The sequence below is a fragment of the Aquirufa salirivi genome (genome assembly GCF_045310485.1).
In the GTDB taxonomy this organism is placed as follows: Bacteria; Bacteroidota; Bacteroidia; order Cytophagales; family Spirosomataceae; genus Aquirufa; species Aquirufa salirivi.
Genome location: NZ_JBEWZH010000001.1, coordinates 1 through 20,998, shown reverse-complemented (window position 1 = coordinate 20,998; position 20,998 = coordinate 1). Strand labels below are relative to the sequence as shown.

Annotated in this window: 14 protein-coding genes; 9 read left to right on the top strand and 5 right to left on the bottom strand. The window is 38.7% G+C overall.

Going from position 1 to position 20,998, the window contains the following annotated elements:
- Positions 1-3: 3 nt before the first annotated feature.
- The 5 genes from U0R11_RS00070 to U0R11_RS00050 all read left to right on the top strand — a co-directional run bounded on the left by U0R11_RS00070 (position 4) and on the right by U0R11_RS00050 (position 7,327).
- The gene (locus U0R11_RS00070; protein ID WP_406749225.1) at positions 4-2,187 is read left to right on the top strand and encodes a c-type cytochrome domain-containing protein; all 2,184 of its coding nucleotides are present in this window, start codon (positions 4-6) and stop codon (positions 2,185-2,187) included.
- Between the two features lie 21 nt (positions 2,188-2,208).
- The gene (locus U0R11_RS00065) at positions 2,209-3,516 is read left to right on the top strand and encodes an aminotransferase class V-fold PLP-dependent enzyme (protein WP_406749224.1); all 1,308 of its coding nucleotides are present in this window, start codon (positions 2,209-2,211) and stop codon (positions 3,514-3,516) included.
- Between the two features lie 79 nt (positions 3,517-3,595).
- Positions 3,596-4,729 carry an acyltransferase family protein gene (locus U0R11_RS00060; protein WP_406749223.1) on the top strand — a complete coding sequence of 378 codons (1,134 nt, stop codon included), beginning with the start codon at positions 3,596-3,598 and terminating at the stop codon, positions 4,727-4,729.
- 163 nt (positions 4,730-4,892) lie between these two features.
- Complete coding sequence (locus U0R11_RS00055) at positions 4,893-6,149, top strand: PQQ-dependent sugar dehydrogenase (protein ID WP_454892289.1); 1,257 nt, start codon at positions 4,893-4,895, stop codon at positions 6,147-6,149.
- 80 nt (positions 6,150-6,229) lie between these two features.
- Entirely contained in the window at positions 6,230-7,327 is a 1,098-nt protein-coding gene (locus U0R11_RS00050) for a YncE family protein (RefSeq protein WP_406749222.1), read from the top strand.
- Here the strand turns inward: U0R11_RS00050 and U0R11_RS00045 are convergent.
- Positions 7,324-10,107 carry an AsmA-like C-terminal region-containing protein gene (locus tag U0R11_RS00045; RefSeq protein WP_406749221.1) on the bottom strand — a complete coding sequence of 928 codons (2,784 nt, stop codon included), beginning with the start codon at positions 10,105-10,107 and terminating at the stop codon, positions 7,324-7,326. The two genes, U0R11_RS00050 and U0R11_RS00045, sit on opposite strands and share 4 nt — an antisense overlap.
- An 89-nt stretch (positions 10,108-10,196) precedes the next feature.
- Here U0R11_RS00045 and U0R11_RS00040 point away from each other — a divergent pair, with 89 nt between their 5' ends.
- From U0R11_RS00040 to U0R11_RS00025, 4 genes are all read left to right on the top strand, one after another.
- Complete coding sequence (locus tag U0R11_RS00040) at positions 10,197-11,024, top strand: M48 family metallopeptidase (RefSeq protein WP_406749220.1); 828 nt, start codon at positions 10,197-10,199, stop codon at positions 11,022-11,024.
- A 93-nt stretch (positions 11,025-11,117) separates the two neighbouring features.
- Positions 11,118-11,849, top strand: a complete 732-nt coding sequence (locus tag U0R11_RS00035) for a DUF3575 domain-containing protein (RefSeq protein ID WP_406749219.1) — start codon at positions 11,118-11,120, stop codon at positions 11,847-11,849.
- Between the two features lie 91 nt (positions 11,850-11,940).
- Positions 11,941-13,107 (top strand): sialidase family protein, encoded by a 1,167-nt coding sequence (locus tag U0R11_RS00030; protein WP_406749218.1) that lies wholly within the window; start codon positions 11,941-11,943, stop codon positions 13,105-13,107.
- 21 nt (positions 13,108-13,128) lie between these two features.
- Positions 13,129-14,196 (top strand): phosphoglyceromutase, encoded by a 1,068-nt coding sequence (locus tag U0R11_RS00025; RefSeq protein WP_406749217.1) that lies wholly within the window; start codon positions 13,129-13,131, stop codon positions 14,194-14,196.
- Positions 14,197-14,405: 209 nt separating this feature from the next.
- Here the strand turns inward: U0R11_RS00025 and U0R11_RS00020 are convergent, their stop codons facing one another.
- The 4 genes from U0R11_RS00020 to U0R11_RS00005 all read right to left on the bottom strand — a co-directional run.
- On the bottom strand, positions 14,406-15,323 hold the full coding sequence (locus U0R11_RS00020) for a PorP/SprF family type IX secretion system membrane protein (protein ID WP_406749216.1): 918 nt from the start codon (positions 15,321-15,323) through the stop codon (positions 14,406-14,408).
- A 72-nt stretch (positions 15,324-15,395) separates the two neighbouring features.
- Positions 15,396-15,935: a gliding motility-associated C-terminal domain-containing protein gene (locus U0R11_RS00015; protein ID WP_406749215.1), complete on the bottom strand. Its 540-nt coding sequence runs from the start codon at positions 15,933-15,935 to the stop codon at positions 15,396-15,398.
- Between the two features lie 820 nt (positions 15,936-16,755).
- Positions 16,756-17,688, bottom strand: coding sequence for a PorP/SprF family type IX secretion system membrane protein (locus tag U0R11_RS00010; protein ID WP_406749214.1), 933 nt, complete (start codon positions 17,686-17,688; stop codon positions 16,756-16,758).
- A 56-nt stretch (positions 17,689-17,744) separates the two neighbouring features.
- On the bottom strand, positions 17,745-20,998 hold a 3,254-nt coding region (locus tag U0R11_RS00005), incomplete at its 5' end, for a T9SS type B sorting domain-containing protein (RefSeq protein WP_406749213.1).

Here is a 20,998-nt window from a genome sequence, read left to right as displayed (position 1 = left end):
GGGATGAATAAAGAACAATTATCTTCTTGGTACAGCATCTTGTTGAGTGGTTTAATTTTCCTCCATGCCTTATTGCTCTTTCTGCTTTTTTGGCAAGATCAGGTGAATTTACCTTGGGCTTTTCAGCTGTTTGGTCGCTTTCATCCATTGATTTTACATTTACCGATTGGCTTGGGAGTTTTGCTTCCTTTCGTACATCTTTTGCGGAGGCCATTAGGTGAACATGCCTTTTATCTTTCATTTCGCTTTGTACTCTATTTAACAGCCTTCAGTGCTGCCATTACGGCCTTGTTTGGTTTCTTTTTGTCGCAGGAATCCGGATTTGAACCTGAATTACTTGTCTTTCATCAATGGGCAGGCTTAGCAGTGGCTTGGATGTATTTGCTCTTATTAATCTTGTTTGATCGATTATTGGTCAATCCCTTTCAGGCATTTATTGGCTCTATGTTGGGTGTGCTGCTCCTTAGTTTGGCAGGTCATGGAGGAGCCAATATCACGCATGGTGAAAATTATTTGATGGAATTGTGGCAGCCAGAAAAGGAAGTTAAGGCACCCACTGGGGAATCCATTTTATTTGAAGGAGCAATTCAGCCCATATTGGAGAAAAAATGTGTTTCTTGTCACAATGATCAAAAAACGAAGGGGCAGCTCAATATGAGCTCTGTAGCCAAGATGCTACAAGGCGGTAAGCATGGCGATCTTTGGAAAGCAGGAGATGTGTCAAAGAGTTTATTTTTACAACGCGCGCATTTGCCTTTGGAACATAAAGAACATATGCCACCTAAGGGGAAAAGCCAGTTGACTCCGGATGAGATTTTACTTCTAGAAGCTTGGGTGAAAGAGGGAGCATCTTTGGATAAAAAGATCAAAGCATACCCGCCATCCCTACAAATAAGTAAACTTGTTGCTCGTTTATTTGCTATACCTGCCAGCATAGAAATTCCCAAAAGAGAATATCCCTTTTCTGCCGCCAGTGAATCTGATTTGCAAGCCGTGAATAGCCCGTTTTGTTCGGTTTATCCCATGTCCAGTGATGCGCCAGCCTTACAAGCAGATTTTTATGTGGCCAAAAGATTTGAACTGAAAACTTTGGAGAATTTAAGCAAAGTGGCTGATCAGTTGGTTGGAATTAATCTAGCCAAAATGCCTATCAAAGATGAAAATCTATCGCTTTTGGCTCAATTTCCTAATCTAGAAAAGTTGAATTTGAATTTTACAGAAATATCAGGAGCCAATTTAAAAGCATTGATGTCCAACAAGAAATTAGTGTCTTTATCGCTTTCAGGAACTAAAATTACAGCTAATCAATTGCAGCCTCTGATTGTTCAATTGCCACTTCTCAAGGAAGTATTCATTTGGAATACAGGAATAGCATCTGAACAAATAGCCAGTTGGAAAAAGACCTTCCCCAAGATTCGTTGGGAGGAGGGATTTGTTCCCACTGATGAAAAATTGATGATTAATCCACCCATTTTGGTGAATGAGAATTTCTTTTTGGGACCGCAAGACAAGGTAGTTTTTAAGCACACCATCCAAGGTACGAGTATTCATTATACGTTGGATAAAGAGCAAGAACCAGATTCCTTGGGGACTTTACTGACCCAAGGGCTCATTGATATTCCTGCATTTACGGTAGTGAAGGCCTTGGCCACCAAACCTGGTTGGTTAGCCAGTAAAGTGGTGAAAAATACCTTTTATAAGTATCATTTTGTGCCAGATTCGGTTTACTTATTGACTCAAGCGGAGGCCAAATGGCAGGCAAAAGGAGCGTCTACGCTCAAAGATCTGATACAAGGCAAGCGAGATACACGCGGATTGGCAAATGATACGTGGATTGGATTTCAACAGCAAGATGCCGATGCTTTGTTTGAGTTTAAACATGCTAAGGCCGTGAAAGGTATGACGGTGAGTTATTTGAGAAAGCAGGATTCCAATATTTTTCCACCTTTGGAAATAGAAATTTATGCGGGTAATTCAGCTAAAACCTTGAAGAAAGTTGCCTCTGTCAAACCCGAACAGCCCGCAGAGAATGGGGGCTATTCACCACAAGCCATCAATATTCCTTTACCATCAAGTAATTTTACTCATTACCGTATGCTAGCCAAACGTATTAAGCGTTTCCCGGCCTACGTCAAAGACAAAGCCAATCCTGCCATCATTAAGCTAGATGAGGTGTTGTTTTATTAAATTGCTTTAAAACCTAAACCTATGACTAACCGAAGAAAATTTGTACAATCCCTAGGCCTGATGAGCAGTGCCTTTTCTGCTTCTAGTTTATTCCAACAAAACCATGCGGCTGATTTTAAGCGCATTTTGGAAGCTAAGCAGCATATATCTCCTGCCTTGTTAGCAGAAGACGAAGATTTTTGGGCCTTTGTACAGCAAGGATATACCACCAGTCCCAACATCATCAATTTAAATAATGGAGGCGTGAGTCCTAGTCCACGGATTGTTCAAGAAGCCGTAGAACGCTACAATAAATTATCCAATGAAGGGCCATCCTATTTTATGTGGCGGGTTTTGGACCAAGGTCGTGAACCTTTACGGGAGAAATTAGCTGAATTGGCTGGTTGTGATAAAGAGGAAATTGCCATCAACCGCAATGCCACCGAGGCTTTAAATACGGTCATTTTTGGATTGGATTTTAAAGCGGGAGATGAGATTATCGGGACCAAGCAAGATTACCCGAATATGATCAATGCCTGGCGACAAAGGGCGCAGCGTGATGGGATTGTGTATACTCAATTGAGCTTTGATTTTCCTATTGAAAATGATGCCCAGATTGTGGATGCATTTGAAAAAGCTATCACTCCAAAGACGAAATTATTGCATGTTACGCATATCATCAACTGGGTGGGTCAAATCATGCCGGTAGCTAAAATCTGTGCCATGGCGAAACGGCGTGGAATAGAAGTAATCGTGGATGGGGCTCATACCTTTGGTCTACTCGATTTTAAGATTCCAGATTTAGGATGTGATTATTTTGGAACCTCCTTGCATAAGTTTTTATCAGCGCCCATTGGTTCAGGTATGCTGTGGATTAAAAAGGATAAAATAGAGAAAGTTTGGCCTTTGGTATGCAATGATAAACCCCGAGGAACGGATATTCGTAAATTTGAAACTTTGGGAACGAGAAGCTTTCCCATTGAACAAGGCATAGGAGAAGCCATTAATTTCCACAATGCGATTGGTTCTAAAAGGAAAGAAGAGCGTATTCGTTATTTGAAAAACTATTGGACCACGCAGGTAAAAGATGTGCCTGGGGTAAAGATTCATACCTCTTTTAAGTCAGCCTATTCTTGTGCCATTGCTGGAGTGAGTATTGATGGTATGACCATCGCTGAATTAGACAGTGCTTTATTTACTAAATATAAAATCCATACAGTGGGTATAGTTTGGGAAAACATTTCTTGTGTCCGAGTAACCCCTCATGTCTATACTCGATTGAAGGATTTGGATAAAATGGTGCATGCTATTAAAGAATTAGCCGCCCAAGCTAAAGCGAAAAAATTGTAATTAAATTGGCCTAAATGGGTCACCAATAGGCTTAATGTAGCCATTTTATATACCTTTGTGAAATTCTAAACCTAATTATATGTCTACCTTACCCAATTTAGATCAAAGCAGTTTAAGCTCCAATCGCCTGTATTCATTAGATGCCTTAAGGGGTTTCGATATGTTTTGGATTATGGGAGCTGATGAAGTTTTTCATACCATGTTTAAGGCTACAGATTCGCCCATTTGGGGTTTCTTTGCGCATCAGTTCTCGCATCCTGAGTGGCATGGCTTCCGATTTTATGATTTAATTTTTCCACTTTTCTTATTCATGGCAGGGGTAGCTACTCCTTTCTCTTTGGGTAAAGAAATAGAAAAAGGTAAAAACAAGGAACAGTTGTTGTTGAAAGTCATCAAACGGGGTTTGATTTTAGCCGCATTGGGTGTGGTCTATAATAATGGATTGGAAATTAAACCCATTGAAGAAATACGTTTTGGAAGTGTATTGGCTCGAATTGGTTTAGGCTATATGTTTGCCAACATCATTTATTTGTATACCAAAAAGCCAGCGATTCAAGCCATTTGGTTTGGTGGGATTTTGATGTTTTACTATTTGTTATTGAAGTTTAATGCTGCTCCTGGTTTTCCTGCGGGCGATCTAAGTCAAGAAGGAAATTTTGCATCTTACATGGATCGCTTAATTATGCCAGGTCGTTTGTATAAAGGAAATCATGATCCTGAAGGGTTTACTTCGACTATTCCTGCTATATCCACCGGTTTGTTGGGAATTTTAACAGGGAATTACTTGAAAAATGACCCAAGTGATGGTACTCAAAAGACGAAACGCATGGCCATGTTTGGTGCTTTATTCATCGTATTGGCTTTGGTTTGGAATATCGATTTCCCCATCAATAAAAACCTATGGTCCAGTTCCTTTGTCTTGATGGTGGGAGGTATAAGCTTATTATTGTTGTCTTTATTTTATTACATCATTGACGTGAAAGGCTATCAAAAATGGTCATTTTTCTTCCGAATCATTGGAATGAACTCCATCTTGATTTATATGTCAGGCGTATTTATTAACTGGGAATACAGTACAGATAGTATATTTCATTGGTTAGGTCAATTATTAGGAAATCCATACAATGCGGTCGCTATGGCCATTTGTTATACAGGAATTAAATGGTACTTCTTGTATTTTATGTACCAGAAAAAAGTATTCCTTCGAGTGTAATGTAGAATTAGGAATGTAGAATTAGGAATGTAGAATGTAGAATGAAAATTGAAGCATGTTAAAATAAATGTATATACGTGTAGTTGCAGGTAGGAATTTTGGCTGATTTCTTTAAATTGAATTGCATTTGAAACAAATAAATCATTTTCCCTCGAAGATTACCATGAAAAGAGTTAAAACAAGTATAAGTCAATTTACCTTGGCAATGTTGGCACTAGGTATATTCATGTCCAATAAACCAGCGGCTAAATTGCCTGTGGAAGCGTGGGAAATCAAGGTTCCTGCGGGATTTAGTACCAAGATCGTGGCAACCGGTTTGGGAGCTACCCGTCATTTAACGGTGGCCAATAATGGAGATATTTATGCTAAATTATCCAAGTTTAAGGATGGCAAAGGAATCGTTCATTTGAGAGATACCAATAAGGATGGTGTGGCTGATGAAACGAATTATTTCGGAGATTTTGTGGGTACTGGTATACAAATTCAAAATGGATTTCTTTATGCGTCCTCCAATACAGGGGTAAATCGTTTTAAGATGAACGATAAATCAGAGGTTGTAGATAAAGCGCATTATGAAAACATTGTGAGTGGATTGATTGATAAAGGCCGTGATAATGCCAAGCCTTTTGTGTTTGATAAACAATCCAATATGTACGTAACCATTGGTTCTTGGAATGATGCTTGTCGTGTACCTGGTACAGGCCAAGGAATGGTTCCATGTTCCGTTTTGGATTCGGCTGGAGGTATCTGGAAGTTTAAAGCAGATCAATTAGGCCAAAAATTTCAAGATGGTAAGCGCTATGTTACTGGGTTGAAAAATGCCGTAGGTATTACTTGGAATACAAAAACCAATACACTTTTTGCTACATCTCATGGACGTGGATTCTTCCATGATTTTTATCCACAATACTACACGCCAAAGCAAAGTGCTGAAATACCCGCAGAATGTTTATATGAAATTCATGAAGGGGATGACGGTGGCTGGCCAATCATTTATTTTGATCCATTTCAAAATAAGAAAATCTTAGCTCCGGAATATGGAGGAGATGGAAAGAAAACGGCTGGAGAAAAAGCCATTAATCCGAAAGTAGCTTTTCCTGCTCACTTAGGTCCTAATGATGTCTTGTTTTATACAGGAAATCAGTTTCCTGCCAAATACAAAAACGGAGCATTTGTTGCTTTTCACGGACAAAATTCAGAATTGAAAAAGGGTTATTTCGTAGCTTTTGTACCGTTTGTGAATAACAAACCATCCGGCAAATGGGAGATATTTGCAGATAATTTTTCAGGAACAGATTTGGCCAAACCAACTGGCCCAGTTCAACACCGTCCTTGTGGATTAGCTCAAGGACCAGATGGGTCCTTGTATGTAGCGGATGATTTGGGAGGAACGATTTTCAAAATCAGTTACAAAAAATAACAGCATCATGATTTAATTTGAAATTAAAATGAGATGAACATACCATGGTTCATCTCATTTTTTTTAAAAACCTAGCAACTATGAAAACCATTCGATGTATATTACTATTGATGTTGAGCCTCTTACTGGGCTTTTCTTCGGATGCACAAAACAAAACGAAGCGCTATCTCTATGTAGCAGCTCCGGGAATCAGAGATTATCTAGGATATGGTGGCCATGGAATATTGGTTTTTGACATCAATAATAAGCATCGATTTGTAAAGCGAATTAAAACCCAAGGATTCCATCCGAATGGAAAGCCATCCAATGTGAAGGGGATTGCGGTAAGTATTCCTTTAAACAGCATTTATGTAAGCACCTTGGAATCCTTGCAGCGTATTGACTTGGCTACGGAAAAAGTAATTTGGGAGATCCCCTTTGCTGGGGGATGCGACCGTATGTCGATATCTCCTGATGGTAAAACCATGTATTTGCCTTCTTTAGAAAAAGATTTTTGGCAAGTAGTCAGCTGCGAAACAGGAGCCATCATTCAGACCTTGAAAGGCTTTAAGAGAGCTCATAATACCTTATATGGTTTGTCGGGACAGTACGTTTATTTAGCGGATATCGGCAATCCTTGGTTGTATCAAGTGGATGCACAAAAGCATACTTTAGTGCAGAAAATAGGCCCATTCCGTAATTTTGTTCGCCCTTTTACGGTCAATGGTAAGGAAAGTATTGGTTTAGTAACTGTGGATAGTCTTTTGGGTTTTGAAGTAGGGGATTTAAAAACGGGTAAGAAATTGGCGAGTATTGTGGTGGAAGGATGGAACAAAGGCCTTGTTAGACGCCATGGGAATCCAAGTCACGGCATCGCATATAGTCCAGATGAAAAGGAAATTTGGCTCTGTGATGGTTTTAATATGCGTTTGCATGTATTTCAAGGGAAAGCACCTTATCAACAGTTGACAAGTATTCCATTGAAAGATATGCCCGGTTGGATCAGTTTCTCCTTAGATGGGAAATATGCTTATCCATCCAGTGGGGAAGTAATCGACCCAATGACCAGGAAAGTATTGTATCACCTAGAAGATGAGCAGCACAATTACGTTTCCAGTGAAAAATTAGTAGAAATAGAGTTTCAAGGAAATAAAGCCATACGTGCCAGTGACCAATTTGGCAATGGAAAGGCTCGTTAGTTTTGACGAGCCTTTTCTATCAATTCTTGGGCCTTTTTATCGGCATCTTCCAATAAGGCATCCGCTTTACGATCGGCCTCTTTTTTGAGTCGTTCCGCTATCTTTTGGGCAGCTATTTTTGCAAATGGGTTCTTGGCTTCTTCCACTAATCGGTCGGCATTGGCGTACGCTTCTTGCCGCAATTTTTGAGAGAGCATTTCGGCTTCTTTTTTCATCGCTTCCGCCTTGGCTTTAGCTTCATCCAATTGCTTATTTATTTGCTGTTTCGCTTCTTGCTTTACCAATTCCTTGGCTTGAGTCGTCACTGGTTTGTTGCCATTCACATCCTGAGCATTGATTACATTGACCTTAAATTGAGGCTTTTGAACGGTACCACTGACCATTATTTGCATTTTTAAGGCTTGTTGGATTTTCTCCAAATTAAGGTTGGGATTTAATTTGGCTAATTGTTGATTCAAACTAGCCGCCACGCCTGATTGTAGCGTTTTTGCTGGGATATCCGTCAGGATGGTGTATTCCAAACTTTGGTCTAAACCATTGGAACCGTTGACTTGAAATTTGGTCAAATTCGTTTGAACTTCAAAGGGTTTGAATTGTAGCCTACCTTGTTTAATTTGAAAATTGAGGTGGGTAGGTTTTAAGGCTAGATTTTTTAATTGATTCCATTGGGTCAAACTGACTAATTGATTAAAGCTGGTGGAATTTTTTAGATTAAAATCGATCAAATCCATATTCCCAACAGCCGTAGTACTCATTAAATTAGGAGATAAATCAGCTTCTAAGTTCCCCGAGTAGCTAAAGTCTACATCCACTTTACCTTGAGCGACTGCGGCAATAGGAGCAAATTTTTGAACTAAGCTAAAGTATTTATGTGCTTCTTGAATGTTTAAATCTTGGATATTGAAAGCCCAATTAACCGAAGCGTTTTGATGATCTTTTTTGCTAAAAGTTCCGGTTGATTTCCAAGAAGCATTGGCCAATTGAAAGGATAGATCATCCATTGATATGACTTGATCAGCTAGGTGGATTTCCCCCTTTGCTTGGCTAATGATCAAATCTTTGAAAAGTAATTTATCGATGCTGGATTGAAGGGTGAAATCAATGTTTTTGGGTATTTGCAGATCCGCAGCAGCCGTAGAAGCCGTAGTACTACTACGGCTGTCCAGAGTTGCATTCCCATTACGGCTCAACAGCTGATTTAAATCCACCAAGGGCGATTTTAAGGTTAAATTCCCTGTGATTTTATCATTTTTCAAGAAGTAGAGGACATAATTTTGCAAACTACCGCTAGCCGAGAATTCGGTATTTGCGACATTTCCTTCCAGTGTACTGATAATCAATGATTTAGGGTTTATAGTAGCTGCAGCATTCTTGATGTTGATTTTTTGCTGCGTTTCGCTATTACTGTATTGAATTTGGCGGGCATTAAAATAGCCATTTGCTTTGCCTTTTGCTTGTTTAAAATCCTGAACATAACCATCCAGCTGTACATCACTTTGTAGGGTACCGCTCATTTGCGTGTTTTTCTGAGGGATAATTTTAGCTATTTCACCTAAGTTCAAAACACCTTTTAGACTAGCTTTCAGGTAGGGGTTTGAAAGGGGTGTTTTTAAGAACAAATTCGCTTGTATTGGCTGATTGTTCATGTATAATTGGAATTTTTTTAAGTCGATTAAAGTATGGTCTGGAACACCATCTGGATTATCTATTTGTAGGTCTAGCTCCATTTGTTTAACACCTACTGGGACCTTAGCATAACTAAATGACCCTTTTGAGATACGTAAATCCATTCCAAAGCCAGGCATTGAGCGACCGTTCATTTTACCTTTAGCATAACCCGATAGCGCAAAATCACCTGACGCTTGAAGTTCTTGGAAGGAGTTTTGGTATAAAAGAGGAACAAGGGATAGGAAATCTTTTAGGGGAGATTTCAAGGCATGAAATTTGATATCCATATCGATGGAAGTATCGGGCATGGCCACCCAGGCATCAAAATGGATGGGTAATTCATTTAGGTATAAATCGTTGTTTTTAAAAGCAAATTCCATTTTGGCAAAATTCATCTCAATGGGAGCTTCTAGTTTACCTTTTACTTCAGATAGGTAGGTTTTACCTAGAAACTCTAAACTTAGCTTTTCAACTTCTGTGTTCGTGTTTAAGGTAAAAATATCCTTTGAAAAATCACCCGAACCTTCGTGATTTAATTGAATTAATTGGGTAGCAAATCCTCTCATTTGGTCATTGTAACGAATTTTTGAATCAATTAATTGATAATGATCCAGTGAAATGCGCATGTTTTGATTGGATTTTTCTTGTGGGGAATCTGAATGAGGTGCTTGATAAATATCCCAGTTCATTTGACCAGAAGGAAGAATGATTAAGTTAAATTGGGCCTGTTCAAGGATCACTTCTTGAATCTCCATGTTGTTATCCAATAAATAGGCCAAGGGGGCTATTTGAATCGTTAGCTTAGGTATAAGAGCAAGGGTATCGTTTTTGAACTCATTTTTACCAATGATGCTGCTGTTTTCTACTTCGATGCTTAAGCTGGGAAAATGACGCAAAAGGCTGATGGAAGCATCTTCAAATTTGAAATGAGCTTGGAGTTTTTCATTCGCCGTTTTTGTAATTAGATCCTTGATTTCATTTTTATACATCATGGATATTCCCATCGCAGCGAAGATGAAAAATAGGATGATACCTAATAAAGAATATAGGACTTTTTTTAACATGTGAGGAATGCTTGTGGCGGTTAAAACTATTTTACTGGAATTCGGCATAGCGGATGATTTAATTGGGTAAATCAGCTAGCATAACTTAAATTTACGATTATTTTCTCAGTGGAAACCAACTCAATTGTCTGATTTATATGAAACGATCTATTCAAGTATACGGTATAAGTAGCCTAATGATTCTTTTAGGCACCTTGTTTGTTATTTCTTGTGCTCAAAATGCTTTGACAGGAAAGAGTCAATTATCCTTAGTCTCTGAGCAAGAAATTCAAGCACTTTCCTTGACACAATACCAAGATTTTTTAAAAACGAGTACCGTTATTTCTCCGGCCAAAGATGCCCAAGCGCAAATGGTTCAACGAATTGGAAAGAAAATCACAGCCTCTGTGGAGAAGTATTTTGCTGAAAAAAACAATAAAGAGTTTTTGAAGGGTTATCAATGGGAATATAATTTGGTTAAAAATGATACCACCATCAATGCTTGGTGTATGCCGGGTGGGAAAATCGTAGTTTATACCGGAATTTTGCCAGTGACTAAAAATGAAACAGCATTGGCTTTTGTGATGGGACATGAAGTATCACATGCTTTATTACAGCATGGAAATAAGCGAATGAGTGAGTCCATGATTCAGGAATTGGGCGGTACTGTTTTGTCTGCGGCTATTTCTAGTAAGCCTAAAGAAACGCAAGATTTATTTATGCGCGCTTATGGCATTGGTACATCGGTAGGAATCATGTTGCCATTTTCGCGCGAACAAGAATTAGAAGCGGATAAATTTGGTTTAATGTGGGCTGCTAAATCAGGATACGACCCTTCAGAAGCTTCGGCATTTTGGGAGCGGATGCAAAAATCAAAATCAGGGCAGGCTCCTCCTGAGTTTTTAAGTACCCATCCTTCTGATGCCACTCGAATACAGAAAATTAAGGAATACCTGCCGGAAGCACTTAAATTTTATAAAAAGTAATTCGTATCAGCTAAGCGATCTTTGGGATTCGAGTATTTATTCAATTAAATTCATGGCCATTGGCCTACCTTGGCGTACCTACAATCAACCAACATGAAAAAAATTGCATTTGTTTTATTATTGCTACCAACCTTATTGTGGGCACAAAAACCCTCAAAGAATAGTATTAAGATCAATTTGAGTTCTCTTTTACTTAGGAACTATCATTTCACTTATGAACGTAGCTTAAGCAAGCACATGTCATTTTCACTCGGATTTAGAACCATGCCTTATGGGAATGTTCCTATGGAAGGGACGATCACGGAGCAAATGGATGATAAATCGATCAATCTATCCCGAATGAAATTAGGGAATATTGCGATTACTCCTGAAATCCGATACTATTTTAGCAGCAAAGGGAATCAAGGGTTTTATGCGGCTCCATATGCGCGTTATTTAGTGTATGAGCTTACAGCTCCTATCACAGTAGAGGATAAATCTAGTGGTCAACTGATACAAGTGGATCGTGATTTTAAAGGAAAAATCACTTCTATGAATGGAGGTTTGATGTTCGGTATTCAATATCCTATTTGGAAGAATCGGATGGTTTTTGACTTTTGGATTGTTGGAGCTCATTTTGGAACTAGTACAGGGATTTTAACAGCTGAATTTAATCCAGCATTAAGTACGGATGAGCAAGCAGTATTACAAAGAGAAGTGGATAATTTGGATACTTCACCATTTAAATCTGTCGGTAAAGTGACGGCTAACTCGGCTCAAATTAATACAGAAGGTCCATGGTTAGGAGTGAGAGGATTGGGGATAAATTTGGGCTTTAAGTTTTAGAAATAACTAGAGTTTCATTTTTTCTTAATCTTGGGTATATCCATTATTACAGATTTTACCATACATTTATCAATTAACCTATTTAATCAACATGAAACTTCCCAGTTTGGGAGCAGGCCTCTTTGTCTGCTTGTGCTTTATTTTCAGTTCCCTCACTGCCCAAGTTCCCGGTGTTATCGTGGCACATAGTCCAGCTTCCAGCGGTCAGTATATAGGTTCTCCCAGTATTTGTATTTTATCTAATGGCGATTATTTGGCCTCGCATGATTTTTTTGGACCCAAATCTACGGAACATAGCTCAGCGGTTTCTAGGGTATATTTATCCAAAAATAAAGGTAAATCTTGGGTGCAAATTAGCCAGATTCAAGGGCAATTTTGGTCCAAGCTTTTTGAATTTAAAGGCAAGTTGTACATCATGGGCACCAATAAACACCATGGGAATACCATTATTCGTAATTCTACTGATGGCGGTTATACTTGGTCAGAACCCATAGATGCTCAACATGGACTGTTATTGGAAGGGGAGTACCATTGTGCTCCCATGCCTTTCTTAGAACATGAGGGACGTTTGTGGAGGGCCATGGAGGATGCCATGGGGACAGTAAAAAAATGGGGAAAAAGGTATGGAACTTTTATGATGTCCATGCCATTGGATGCAGATCCCATGTTGGCGGCCAGTTGGACAAAAACGAATGTTCTACGTTATGATTCAACCTACTTAGACAATCATTTTGGAGCTTGGATTGAAGGAAATGCGGTATTAGATACACGGGGACAAGTTTGGAATATCTTGAGGGTAGATAATAAATCTACGATGGATGAATTTGCTGCCATGGTTAAGATTAGTGCCGACGGCAAAGAGTCTAGTTTTGATCACCAAAATGGCTTTATTCGTTTTCCTGGAGGTGCCAAAAAATTCTCCATTCGCTTTGATCCACTTTCTAAACGATATTGGACTATTTCCAATGTGATCCCCGACTCCACCAAAGTCAAGCATCAAGGTAAAAACCCTGCTTCATTTAGAAATACCTTGGCCCTATGTTTTTCCTATGATTTGAAAAATTGGGAAGTTAAAAAGGTGATATTTCAGCATCCTGATGAAATCAAGCATGGTTTCCAATATGTCGACTGGCAATTTCAAGGCAAACACATTGTATTGGCTTGCAGAACTGCCTATGACGATGCTGAAGGAGGAGCGCATAATAACCACGATGCGAATTTTTTGACCTTTTATCGAATTAAACGTTTTAGAAAATAATTCACCTTTTTAATGAATAATATGAAACAAATTGTATGCTTGGTTTTTGGTTTATTAGCTCAAACCTCGTTTGTTTTAGCTCAAAAAGCACCTGAGAATCGGGTGATTGTCATTACGACAGATGGGCTACGTTGGCAGGATGTATTTAAAGGTATGGATACGACTTTGGCAAAGAAGAAGGCATATCATCATGGAGATAGTTTAGCTATTTTTACGAAGTTTTGGGATAATGATTTAGCTACTCGTAGAAAGAAGTTGATGCCCTTTTTGTGGGGTGAATTAGCTCAGAAAGGTCAAATTCATGGTAATAGAGCCTTAGGTAATCGGGTAGATGTCGCTAATCCGCATTGGTTTTCTTATCCAGGTTATAGTGAGCTCTTGACAGGTCAAGTGGACACAGCCATCAATTCCAACGAATATAAACCGAATCCCAATACCAATTTTTTTGAGTATTTAAACCAATTACCAGCCTATAAAAATCAGGTGGTTGCTTTCGGTGCTTGGGATGCATTTGACCGTATTTTAAATGAAAAGAGGGCAGGTTTTCCTGTCATTAATGGTTATGAAGTTTATCCTGAATTGAATCAGGATCCAAAAATGAAATTGATTTCAGATATGTTGAATCAATCGTTTCGGGTATTTGGTGATGTAGAAAGTCAAGATGTGTTCATTCACTTTCAAGCCATGCAATATTTAAAAACGAAGAAGCCCAAAGCCATGTACATTTCCTACGGGGAAACGGATGAGTTTGCTCATGAGGGTGCATATCAGCATTATTTACAGGCAGTACATCATTTTGATACCTGGTTAAATGAAGTATGGGATTTTGTTGAATCAGATCCTTTATACAAAGGAAAAACGACGATCTTAATTACGACGGATCATGGTAGGGGAGACATTATTAAAGACGAATGGAAGTCGCACGGTAAAAAGGTACAAGATTCTCATGAGATATGGTTTGCTATGTTGGGAGTTGGTGTGGCACCTATGGGAGAGGTGAAACAGGCGGCTCAAATTTATCAAAAGGACTTAATTCATGTACTGTCAGAGAAACTTCAATTGAAATTTAAGAGCGAGCGTAAAGAGTAAGGGAAATTGAAAAACAGCTCAGGGTTTAAACCCTGAGCTGTTCTGTTTTAAGATTTTTGTAGAGTTTACATCAGGTGTAAAAAAGCTCAGGGTTTAAACCCTGAGCTTTTCCGTTTTAAAGAATTATTAAGAGGTTACATCAGTTGTAAAAAAAGCTCTAGGTTAGATAAACCCAGAGCTTTTTTATGTTAGTTGATTAAGTATTCTTTTTATTTCACATCAGAATCGCTAGCTGGAGCTACTACTGCTTTTTTAAAGAAGGAGAATCTCAATGCAATTTCGTGTGTTTGTGTACTTACTTTACTGATATTCGAGATAGGTAATTCATAAACATAACCTAAATAGATTTTTTTGGAGGCTTGCATACCAAGGCGTAAACCGTAACTATCTTTATGACGGTAGCTTAAGCCAATGTCAAGCTTTTCTTTAATTTGTGCGTTTAAATTAATATCCCAGCTCAATGGTACATCGGCAGCTAATCTTACTAAAGTACTCGGGAATAAATTGATGTTATTACCCATTTTGATTTTTGTACCTACCATGGTGTAGAAATAATCCACGTCTTTGTAAGCTCCACTGGCTGAACCGAAATCGTATTTAAATACACGAGGTTGAGAAATACTAAGGAATAAACCATCTCCTTTACTAAAACGTAAGCCCCAACCTGTATTGAATTTTAGGCCTGTGGAAACATCTTGAGCAAATAGTGCATCATTGGGATTAACTAAGCGAATGGAAGACCAGTTTAATGCCAAATTTGAAAATCCTCCACGAATACCACCTGACATTTTCCATTTATCGTTTAAAGAAACGTGGTATGCGAAATCGGCAGCAATGTTGGTTGTTTTAACGGGACCAGCTTGATCTACCATAGCTACAAATCCTACTCCCTTTTTTTCTCCCCATTTTATGTTGGCAGTTGCTGCTATGGTCTTAGGAGCTCCTTCAATACCAATCCATTGCTGTCTGTTAATGAATACTACTTCTGAATTTTCTGTTGAACCTGAGTGTGCTGGAGTAATGATTTGAGGATTGAAGCGGTACAAATTGTACATACTTTCAATTTGTGCCTGTGACGAATAACTCCATGAAAGTAAAATACCCAAAATGAGGTAAGTAAGGGCCAAGCGGCCCCAACTTTGCCTTTTTTGATCTACTCTCAGTTTAAAATTTATATAATTATAGAACATTGTGTTACTTTACTTTACTGCTAATCTGTTGATAAGTACGTATGTCGATATATTTTCCTTTTGTCCATAAAAATCTATCACGTAATAATAGATTCCATCTGGAAGGAGCTTGCTATCGCTAGTTGATTCCGAAGTGAGGTATTCGCCACCCCAATCATTGGTATAGTTTTCTTTTTCAAAAACTAAATTTCCCCAGCGATTAAAAATGCTTAGCTTATTCTTAAGCCCTAAGATTCCGTCAATGACTAATTTGTCATTCTTACCATCACCATTCGGTGTGATTCCCTGAGGAATAATACCAATGGCCTCGATATTTTCAGTGCGGAACTTGTTTTTATCACCAGTAGGAATAACAAATTGGCCTTTCAGGCTAGAATCTGCCATTGCCATTGTACGGGTAATTGTAGGAGAAATGCTAGAAGAAAAACGCATCTTAGCAAGAACCTCTAGATTCATCAAAACAAATCCTAACATAAACAAAAGAGAAACCCTTATTGTTTTCATAGAATTTGATAATAAACTCGACTTGAGGTTGAATGTTAAATTCATTTAATCTTTATTAGAACACGTTTTAATTTTTAAAAGCTAGTTTCTTCCATGGAAGTTCAACACACTCATCGCGATGATGGATGGTTAGGAGATTGTCTTAAATTTTATTTAAAACAAGCAAACCAGATTTTAGTGGAATTAAAGTTTTCTGTAGTTTTAGTACAGAAGAGCCGAACCGTGAGTTGAGCTGAGAGATAAATTTTTTCATATTAATTTAGAACAAGTAGAACACTAAACCAGAGCGAAGTCCTATACCCCTCTTCTGTTTTGCTTTACAAATGTAGTCTAAAGGATTAATTTAAAAAATAGAACATAATTATTATTTGTTCTTAATTTTAAATTGACAACAAAGTTGTTGCTCAGTATTTCACAATGCCCTTTTGTGCTTTTTTTGACTCTAGACTTAACTGAAAAATTCATCACTGTATAGAAATTTTCAACTTAGCTAATATTGATTTTTTTGACAATAATTTAAGCTTTTCTTTACAAATGTGGCAATTATTCCCCTTGTTTGGCTCCATTTGGGCTTTTATTGGGTGGATATTTGTGCGTATTTGTGGGATAAAACTCTATTTTAAAGAATATAGCTTTGTAAAGTTAATTTAATATTCATGTATTATTTCATTTGTATTAAGGTAAAAGTACCCTCTTTTTTAATTGAAAAATAGTTTACAGGGCTATTGTATCGTAATGATTTTATTTATTTGGGGAAAATCAAGCTTATCTTTTAATTTCTAAATGAAGAAAGTATAAAAAAAAGCTAGATCAAAAATTAATCTAGCTTTCCACTTTTCGTTCTCTAATCTACTGTCTTCAATATCTATTTTGTTTCCAAGGTGCTTTTCTTGTTAAACGTAAATCTTAATGCCATTTCATGCGTTTGTGTCGTCACTTTACTAATGGCCGATATAGGTAACTCATATACGTATCCAGCATAAAGGTTTTTAGTTGCTTGAAATCCTAATCGGATACCATAACTATCTCCCTTGCGGTAGCTAAAGCCTAAGTCAAATTTTTCACGGATATGGCTATTTACATTTAGATCATAACTTAAAGGAACGTCCGTTGCTACACGTACCATAGCACTTGGATATAAGGTGATCTGTGAACTAAGTCGGACTTTGGTACCTAACATGGTATAATAATAGTCGACATCTTTATAAGCTCCAGAAAGTACTCCAAAATCATATTTTAGGACCCTAGGCTGCGAAATACTCAAGAATAGTCCATCACCCTTGGAGAAACGTAATCCCCAACCTGTGTTAAATTTTAAGCCACTGGAGATGTCTTCTTGGAAGTTTTCATCACCTCCATGTGTTAAGCGGATCGAGGACCATTCGATCGTTAGATTGGAAAATCCTCCACGTATACCCCCTGACATGGTCCATTTGTCATTCAATGGAACATGGTAAGCGAAATCGGCACTGATGGTCGTGGCTTTAATGGGTCCAGCTTGGTCCATTAATGCCACGACTCCAATACCTTTATTTTCACCCCATTTTTGGTTAAGGCTAGCCGCAAATGTTACCGGTGCGCCTTCAAAGCCAGTCCACTGGCGACGGTTAATCACGGTGATGTCTGATACTTCGGAGGAACCTGCATGAGCAGGTGTTACGATTTGTGGGTTAAAACGATATAAACTGTACATTGTTTCTATTTGACCTTTTGATTCGTATGAAGAAATACTAATCAACATCGCAACAAGTAGGGCCACCCACATGCCTTGGAAGGGCATGTTGATGGGCTTCCTCATATTCAGTTTATTATTTTGATTTTTATTCATTTTATTTCTGTTTTCAGCAGAGTTGATTATTTGGTTTTTAGTCTGCTAATAAAGATGTAAGTTGATATGTTGGGTTTAACGCCATAGAAATCAACGATGTAGTAATAAACGCCATCAGGAAGTAAGCCATCTTTTAAGATGAACACATTGTTACTTTCACCGCCCCAGTCATTTTTATAGTCTTTGGTTTCGTAAACAATTTCACCCCAACGGTTGAAAATGGTCAATGTATTCTTAAATCCTAAGATGCCTGGAATAATCAAATTGTCATTTTTACCATCACCGTTTGGAGAAATACCTTGTGGAACGAAGGAAGGACAAACATCTGGATCTAGTCGATTTGGAATACCATCATTATCACAATCAGGTAGTCCACCATAGTCTAAGTTGTCTTCCATGATATCAGGGATGCCATCATTATCATCATCCAAATCTTGGAAATCAGGTTTAAGATCTTTGTCGGTATCTATTGGAGTAGCAGGATTGGTACCAGCCTCTACTTTATCTAATACACCGTCATTGTCGGCATCAAGATCTCTAAAATCTGGCGTTCCATCAGTATCAGAATCTACGGGTACATTGGGATTCGGACCTGCTTCTACCTTATCTGGAATACCATCGTTGTCGGTATCTAGGTCTTGGAAATCAGGAGTTCCGTCAGAATCTGTATCAATTGGGTTGTTCGGATTATTCCCAGCCTCTGTTTTATCTTGGATACTATCATTATCCGAATCTAATTCTTGGAAATCAGGAATACCGTCTTTATCTGTATCCGTAGGATTCGTTGGATTTTTACCAGCCTCTACTTTATCTGGGATACCATCATTGTCTGAATCTAAGTCGCGGAAATCAGGGATGCCATCTTTATCCGTATCCACTGGATTGATTGGATCCTTACCCGCTTCTAGGCTATCTGGGATACCATCATTGTCTGAATCTATATCACGGAAATCAGGTGTGCCATCTTTATCAGTATCCAATGGAATATTTGGATTGACTCCTGCTTCAAATAGATCAGGGATACCATCATTATCTGAATCTGTGTCACGGAAATCTGGCGTACCGTCTTTATCCGTATCTACCGGATTATTTGGATCAGAACCTGCCTCTATTTTATCAGGGATACCATCGTTATCCGAATCTAAATCACGGAAATCTGGCGTACCGTCTTTATCCGTATCTACTGGATTACTTGGATCTGCCCCCGCTTCAATTTTATCTGGAATACCATCATTATCCGAATCTAAATCTCGGAAATCTGGCGTACCGTCTTTATCGGTATCTACTGGATTGTTTGGATCTGAACCTGCTTCAATCTTATCTGGGATACCATCATTATCGGAATCTAAATCCTGAAAATCTGGTTTACCATCTTTATCCGTGTCAACTGGGTTGTTTGGATCAGAACCTGCTTCTAATTTGTCTGGAATACCGTCATTATCTGAATCTAAGTCACGGAAGTCATAGATACCATCTTTATCTGTATCAAGCGGATTGTTTGGATCAGAACCTGCTTCTAATTTGTCTGGAATACCGTCGTTGTCCGAATCTAAATCACGGAAATCAGGAGTGCCATCTTTATCGGTATCTACCGGAATACTTGGATTGGAACCAGCTTCTATCTTGTCCGAGATTCCATCATTATCTGAATCTAAATCTTCGAAATCCTTGGCACCATCTTTGTCGGTGTCGACAGGTGAGTTACATGTAACAGCTTCTAAAGCGTCTAAGATGCCATCATTATCTGAATCTGTATCACGGAAATTAGGCTTGTCATCTCCATCAATATCTCCTCCTCCTTCTACTTGGTCAGGGATACAGTCGTTATCTGAATCTAAGTCTAAGAAATCTGGCGTACCATCTTTGTCGGTATCAATGACAGCAACATATTGTCCACGATCATCCCAACCATCACCATTACCATCATTCAGGTTCGTACAAGTAGCGCATTTGTTCTTACCTTCCCATGCATCTGGAATCGTATCTCCATCCGAGTCAAGATCAAGGTAATTCGGGATATTATCACCGTCATTGTCTCCATCTCTTTCATCGCTATCACCTAACCAATCTCCATCAGAATCTAAATCACGGTAATTTGGAATACCATCACCATCGGGATCGGAAGTTAATTCTTTGCTATCTACTATTGAATCTCCGTCAGAGTCAAGATCTAAGAAATCGGCTGTGCCATCTTTGTCCGTATCTGGAATAGGAGCCGGATTAGCTTCTAAAAAGTCGGCTAAACCGTTTTTGTTATTATCAATGAAAGCACCATTTTGATCAACACGTCCGTTGTAATTTGGATCAATCACTCCGCGTCTTGAATCAGTAGCTTCCCATGCATCTAAGATAGAATCTCCATCAGAATCAAGGTCTAAATAGTTTGGAGTTCCGTCACCATCACGATCGCTAGCTCCTTCTGTTCTATCCAAGATTCCATCGTTATCAGAATCTAAATCCAAATAGTTAGGGATACCATCACCATCTGAATCAATGTTTTTCTCGATACTATCTGGGATACCATCATTGTCAGAATCAGGATCTTGGAAGTTTGGAATTCCATCGCCATCGTAATCTTGGCAGCTTGGACCACCAGAGGCACATTCTACGCTGTTTGGAATACCATCATTATCACAATCGTTTGTGCCGAAAATAGCAAAGCTTGGAGAACCCATGCTTGGAGGGTTTCCGCCTGCACCACCCACACAATAGTTTAGCGGTTGTGAATCTGTACCATTGTTGGTTCCATCACCGTCGCAGTCCGTATTTTTCCAAGTCAAGGTCGTATTAGCGAATATCTGACTGGCTGGATTGTATGAACATCCATCATTAGGATTGGTTCCGTCAATCGCCTCTTGCGCATCAGAAACTCCATCGCCATCCGTATCCGTTGGTAAACCTGAAATTACTGTAATACGTACAACTGCAGTAGTACTACCTGTACCATTGGTAGCAGTTACGGTATAATCTGTTGCCGGACTAGTGACAGAAGGGTTTCCGCTAATTACCCCAGTGGTGGTATTGAATAATAAACCCGTTGGTAGTGGAGTTGAAATACTATAGCTAGTAACTGTCCCTGTAACCGTTGGTGATAAACTAGAAATAGTTGATCCAACGGTATACACATTTGGAGTTGTATAGCTTAATGTGCTTGGTGCTGCATTATTAACGGTAATACGTACAACTGCAGTAGTACTACCTGTACCATTGGTAGCAGTTACGGTATAATCTGTTGCCGGACTAGTGACAGAAGGGTTTCCACTAATCACACCGGTTGTGG

Coding starts and splice junctions, on each gene's coding strand:
- U0R11_RS00040 (WP_406749220.1), top strand. CDS start 10,197: ATGAAACGATCTATTCAAGTATACGGTATAAGTAGCCTAATGATTCTT.
- U0R11_RS00060 (WP_406749223.1), top strand. CDS start 3,596: ATGTCTACCTTACCCAATTTAGATCAAAGCAGTTTAAGCTCCAATCGC.
- U0R11_RS00030 (WP_406749218.1), top strand. CDS start 11,941: ATGAAACTTCCCAGTTTGGGAGCAGGCCTCTTTGTCTGCTTGTGCTTT.
- U0R11_RS00070 (WP_406749225.1), top strand. CDS start 4: ATGAATAAAGAACAATTATCTTCTTGGTACAGCATCTTGTTGAGTGGT.
- U0R11_RS00045 (WP_406749221.1), bottom strand. CDS start 10,107: ATGCCGAATTCCAGTAAAATAGTTTTAACCGCCACAAGCATTCCTCAC.
- U0R11_RS00025 (WP_406749217.1), top strand. CDS start 13,129: ATGAAACAAATTGTATGCTTGGTTTTTGGTTTATTAGCTCAAACCTCG.
- U0R11_RS00055 (WP_454892289.1), top strand. CDS start 4,893: ATGAAAAGAGTTAAAACAAGTATAAGTCAATTTACCTTGGCAATGTTG.
- U0R11_RS00065 (WP_406749224.1), top strand. CDS start 2,209: ATGACTAACCGAAGAAAATTTGTACAATCCCTAGGCCTGATGAGCAGT.
- U0R11_RS00015 (WP_406749215.1), bottom strand. CDS start 15,935: ATGAATTTAACATTCAACCTCAAGTCGAGTTTATTATCAAATTCTATG.
- U0R11_RS00050 (WP_406749222.1), top strand. CDS start 6,230: ATGAAAACCATTCGATGTATATTACTATTGATGTTGAGCCTCTTACTG.
- U0R11_RS00035 (WP_406749219.1), top strand. CDS start 11,118: ATGAAAAAAATTGCATTTGTTTTATTATTGCTACCAACCTTATTGTGG.
- U0R11_RS00010 (WP_406749214.1), bottom strand. CDS start 17,688: ATGAGGAAGCCCATCAACATGCCCTTCCAAGGCATGTGGGTGGCCCTA.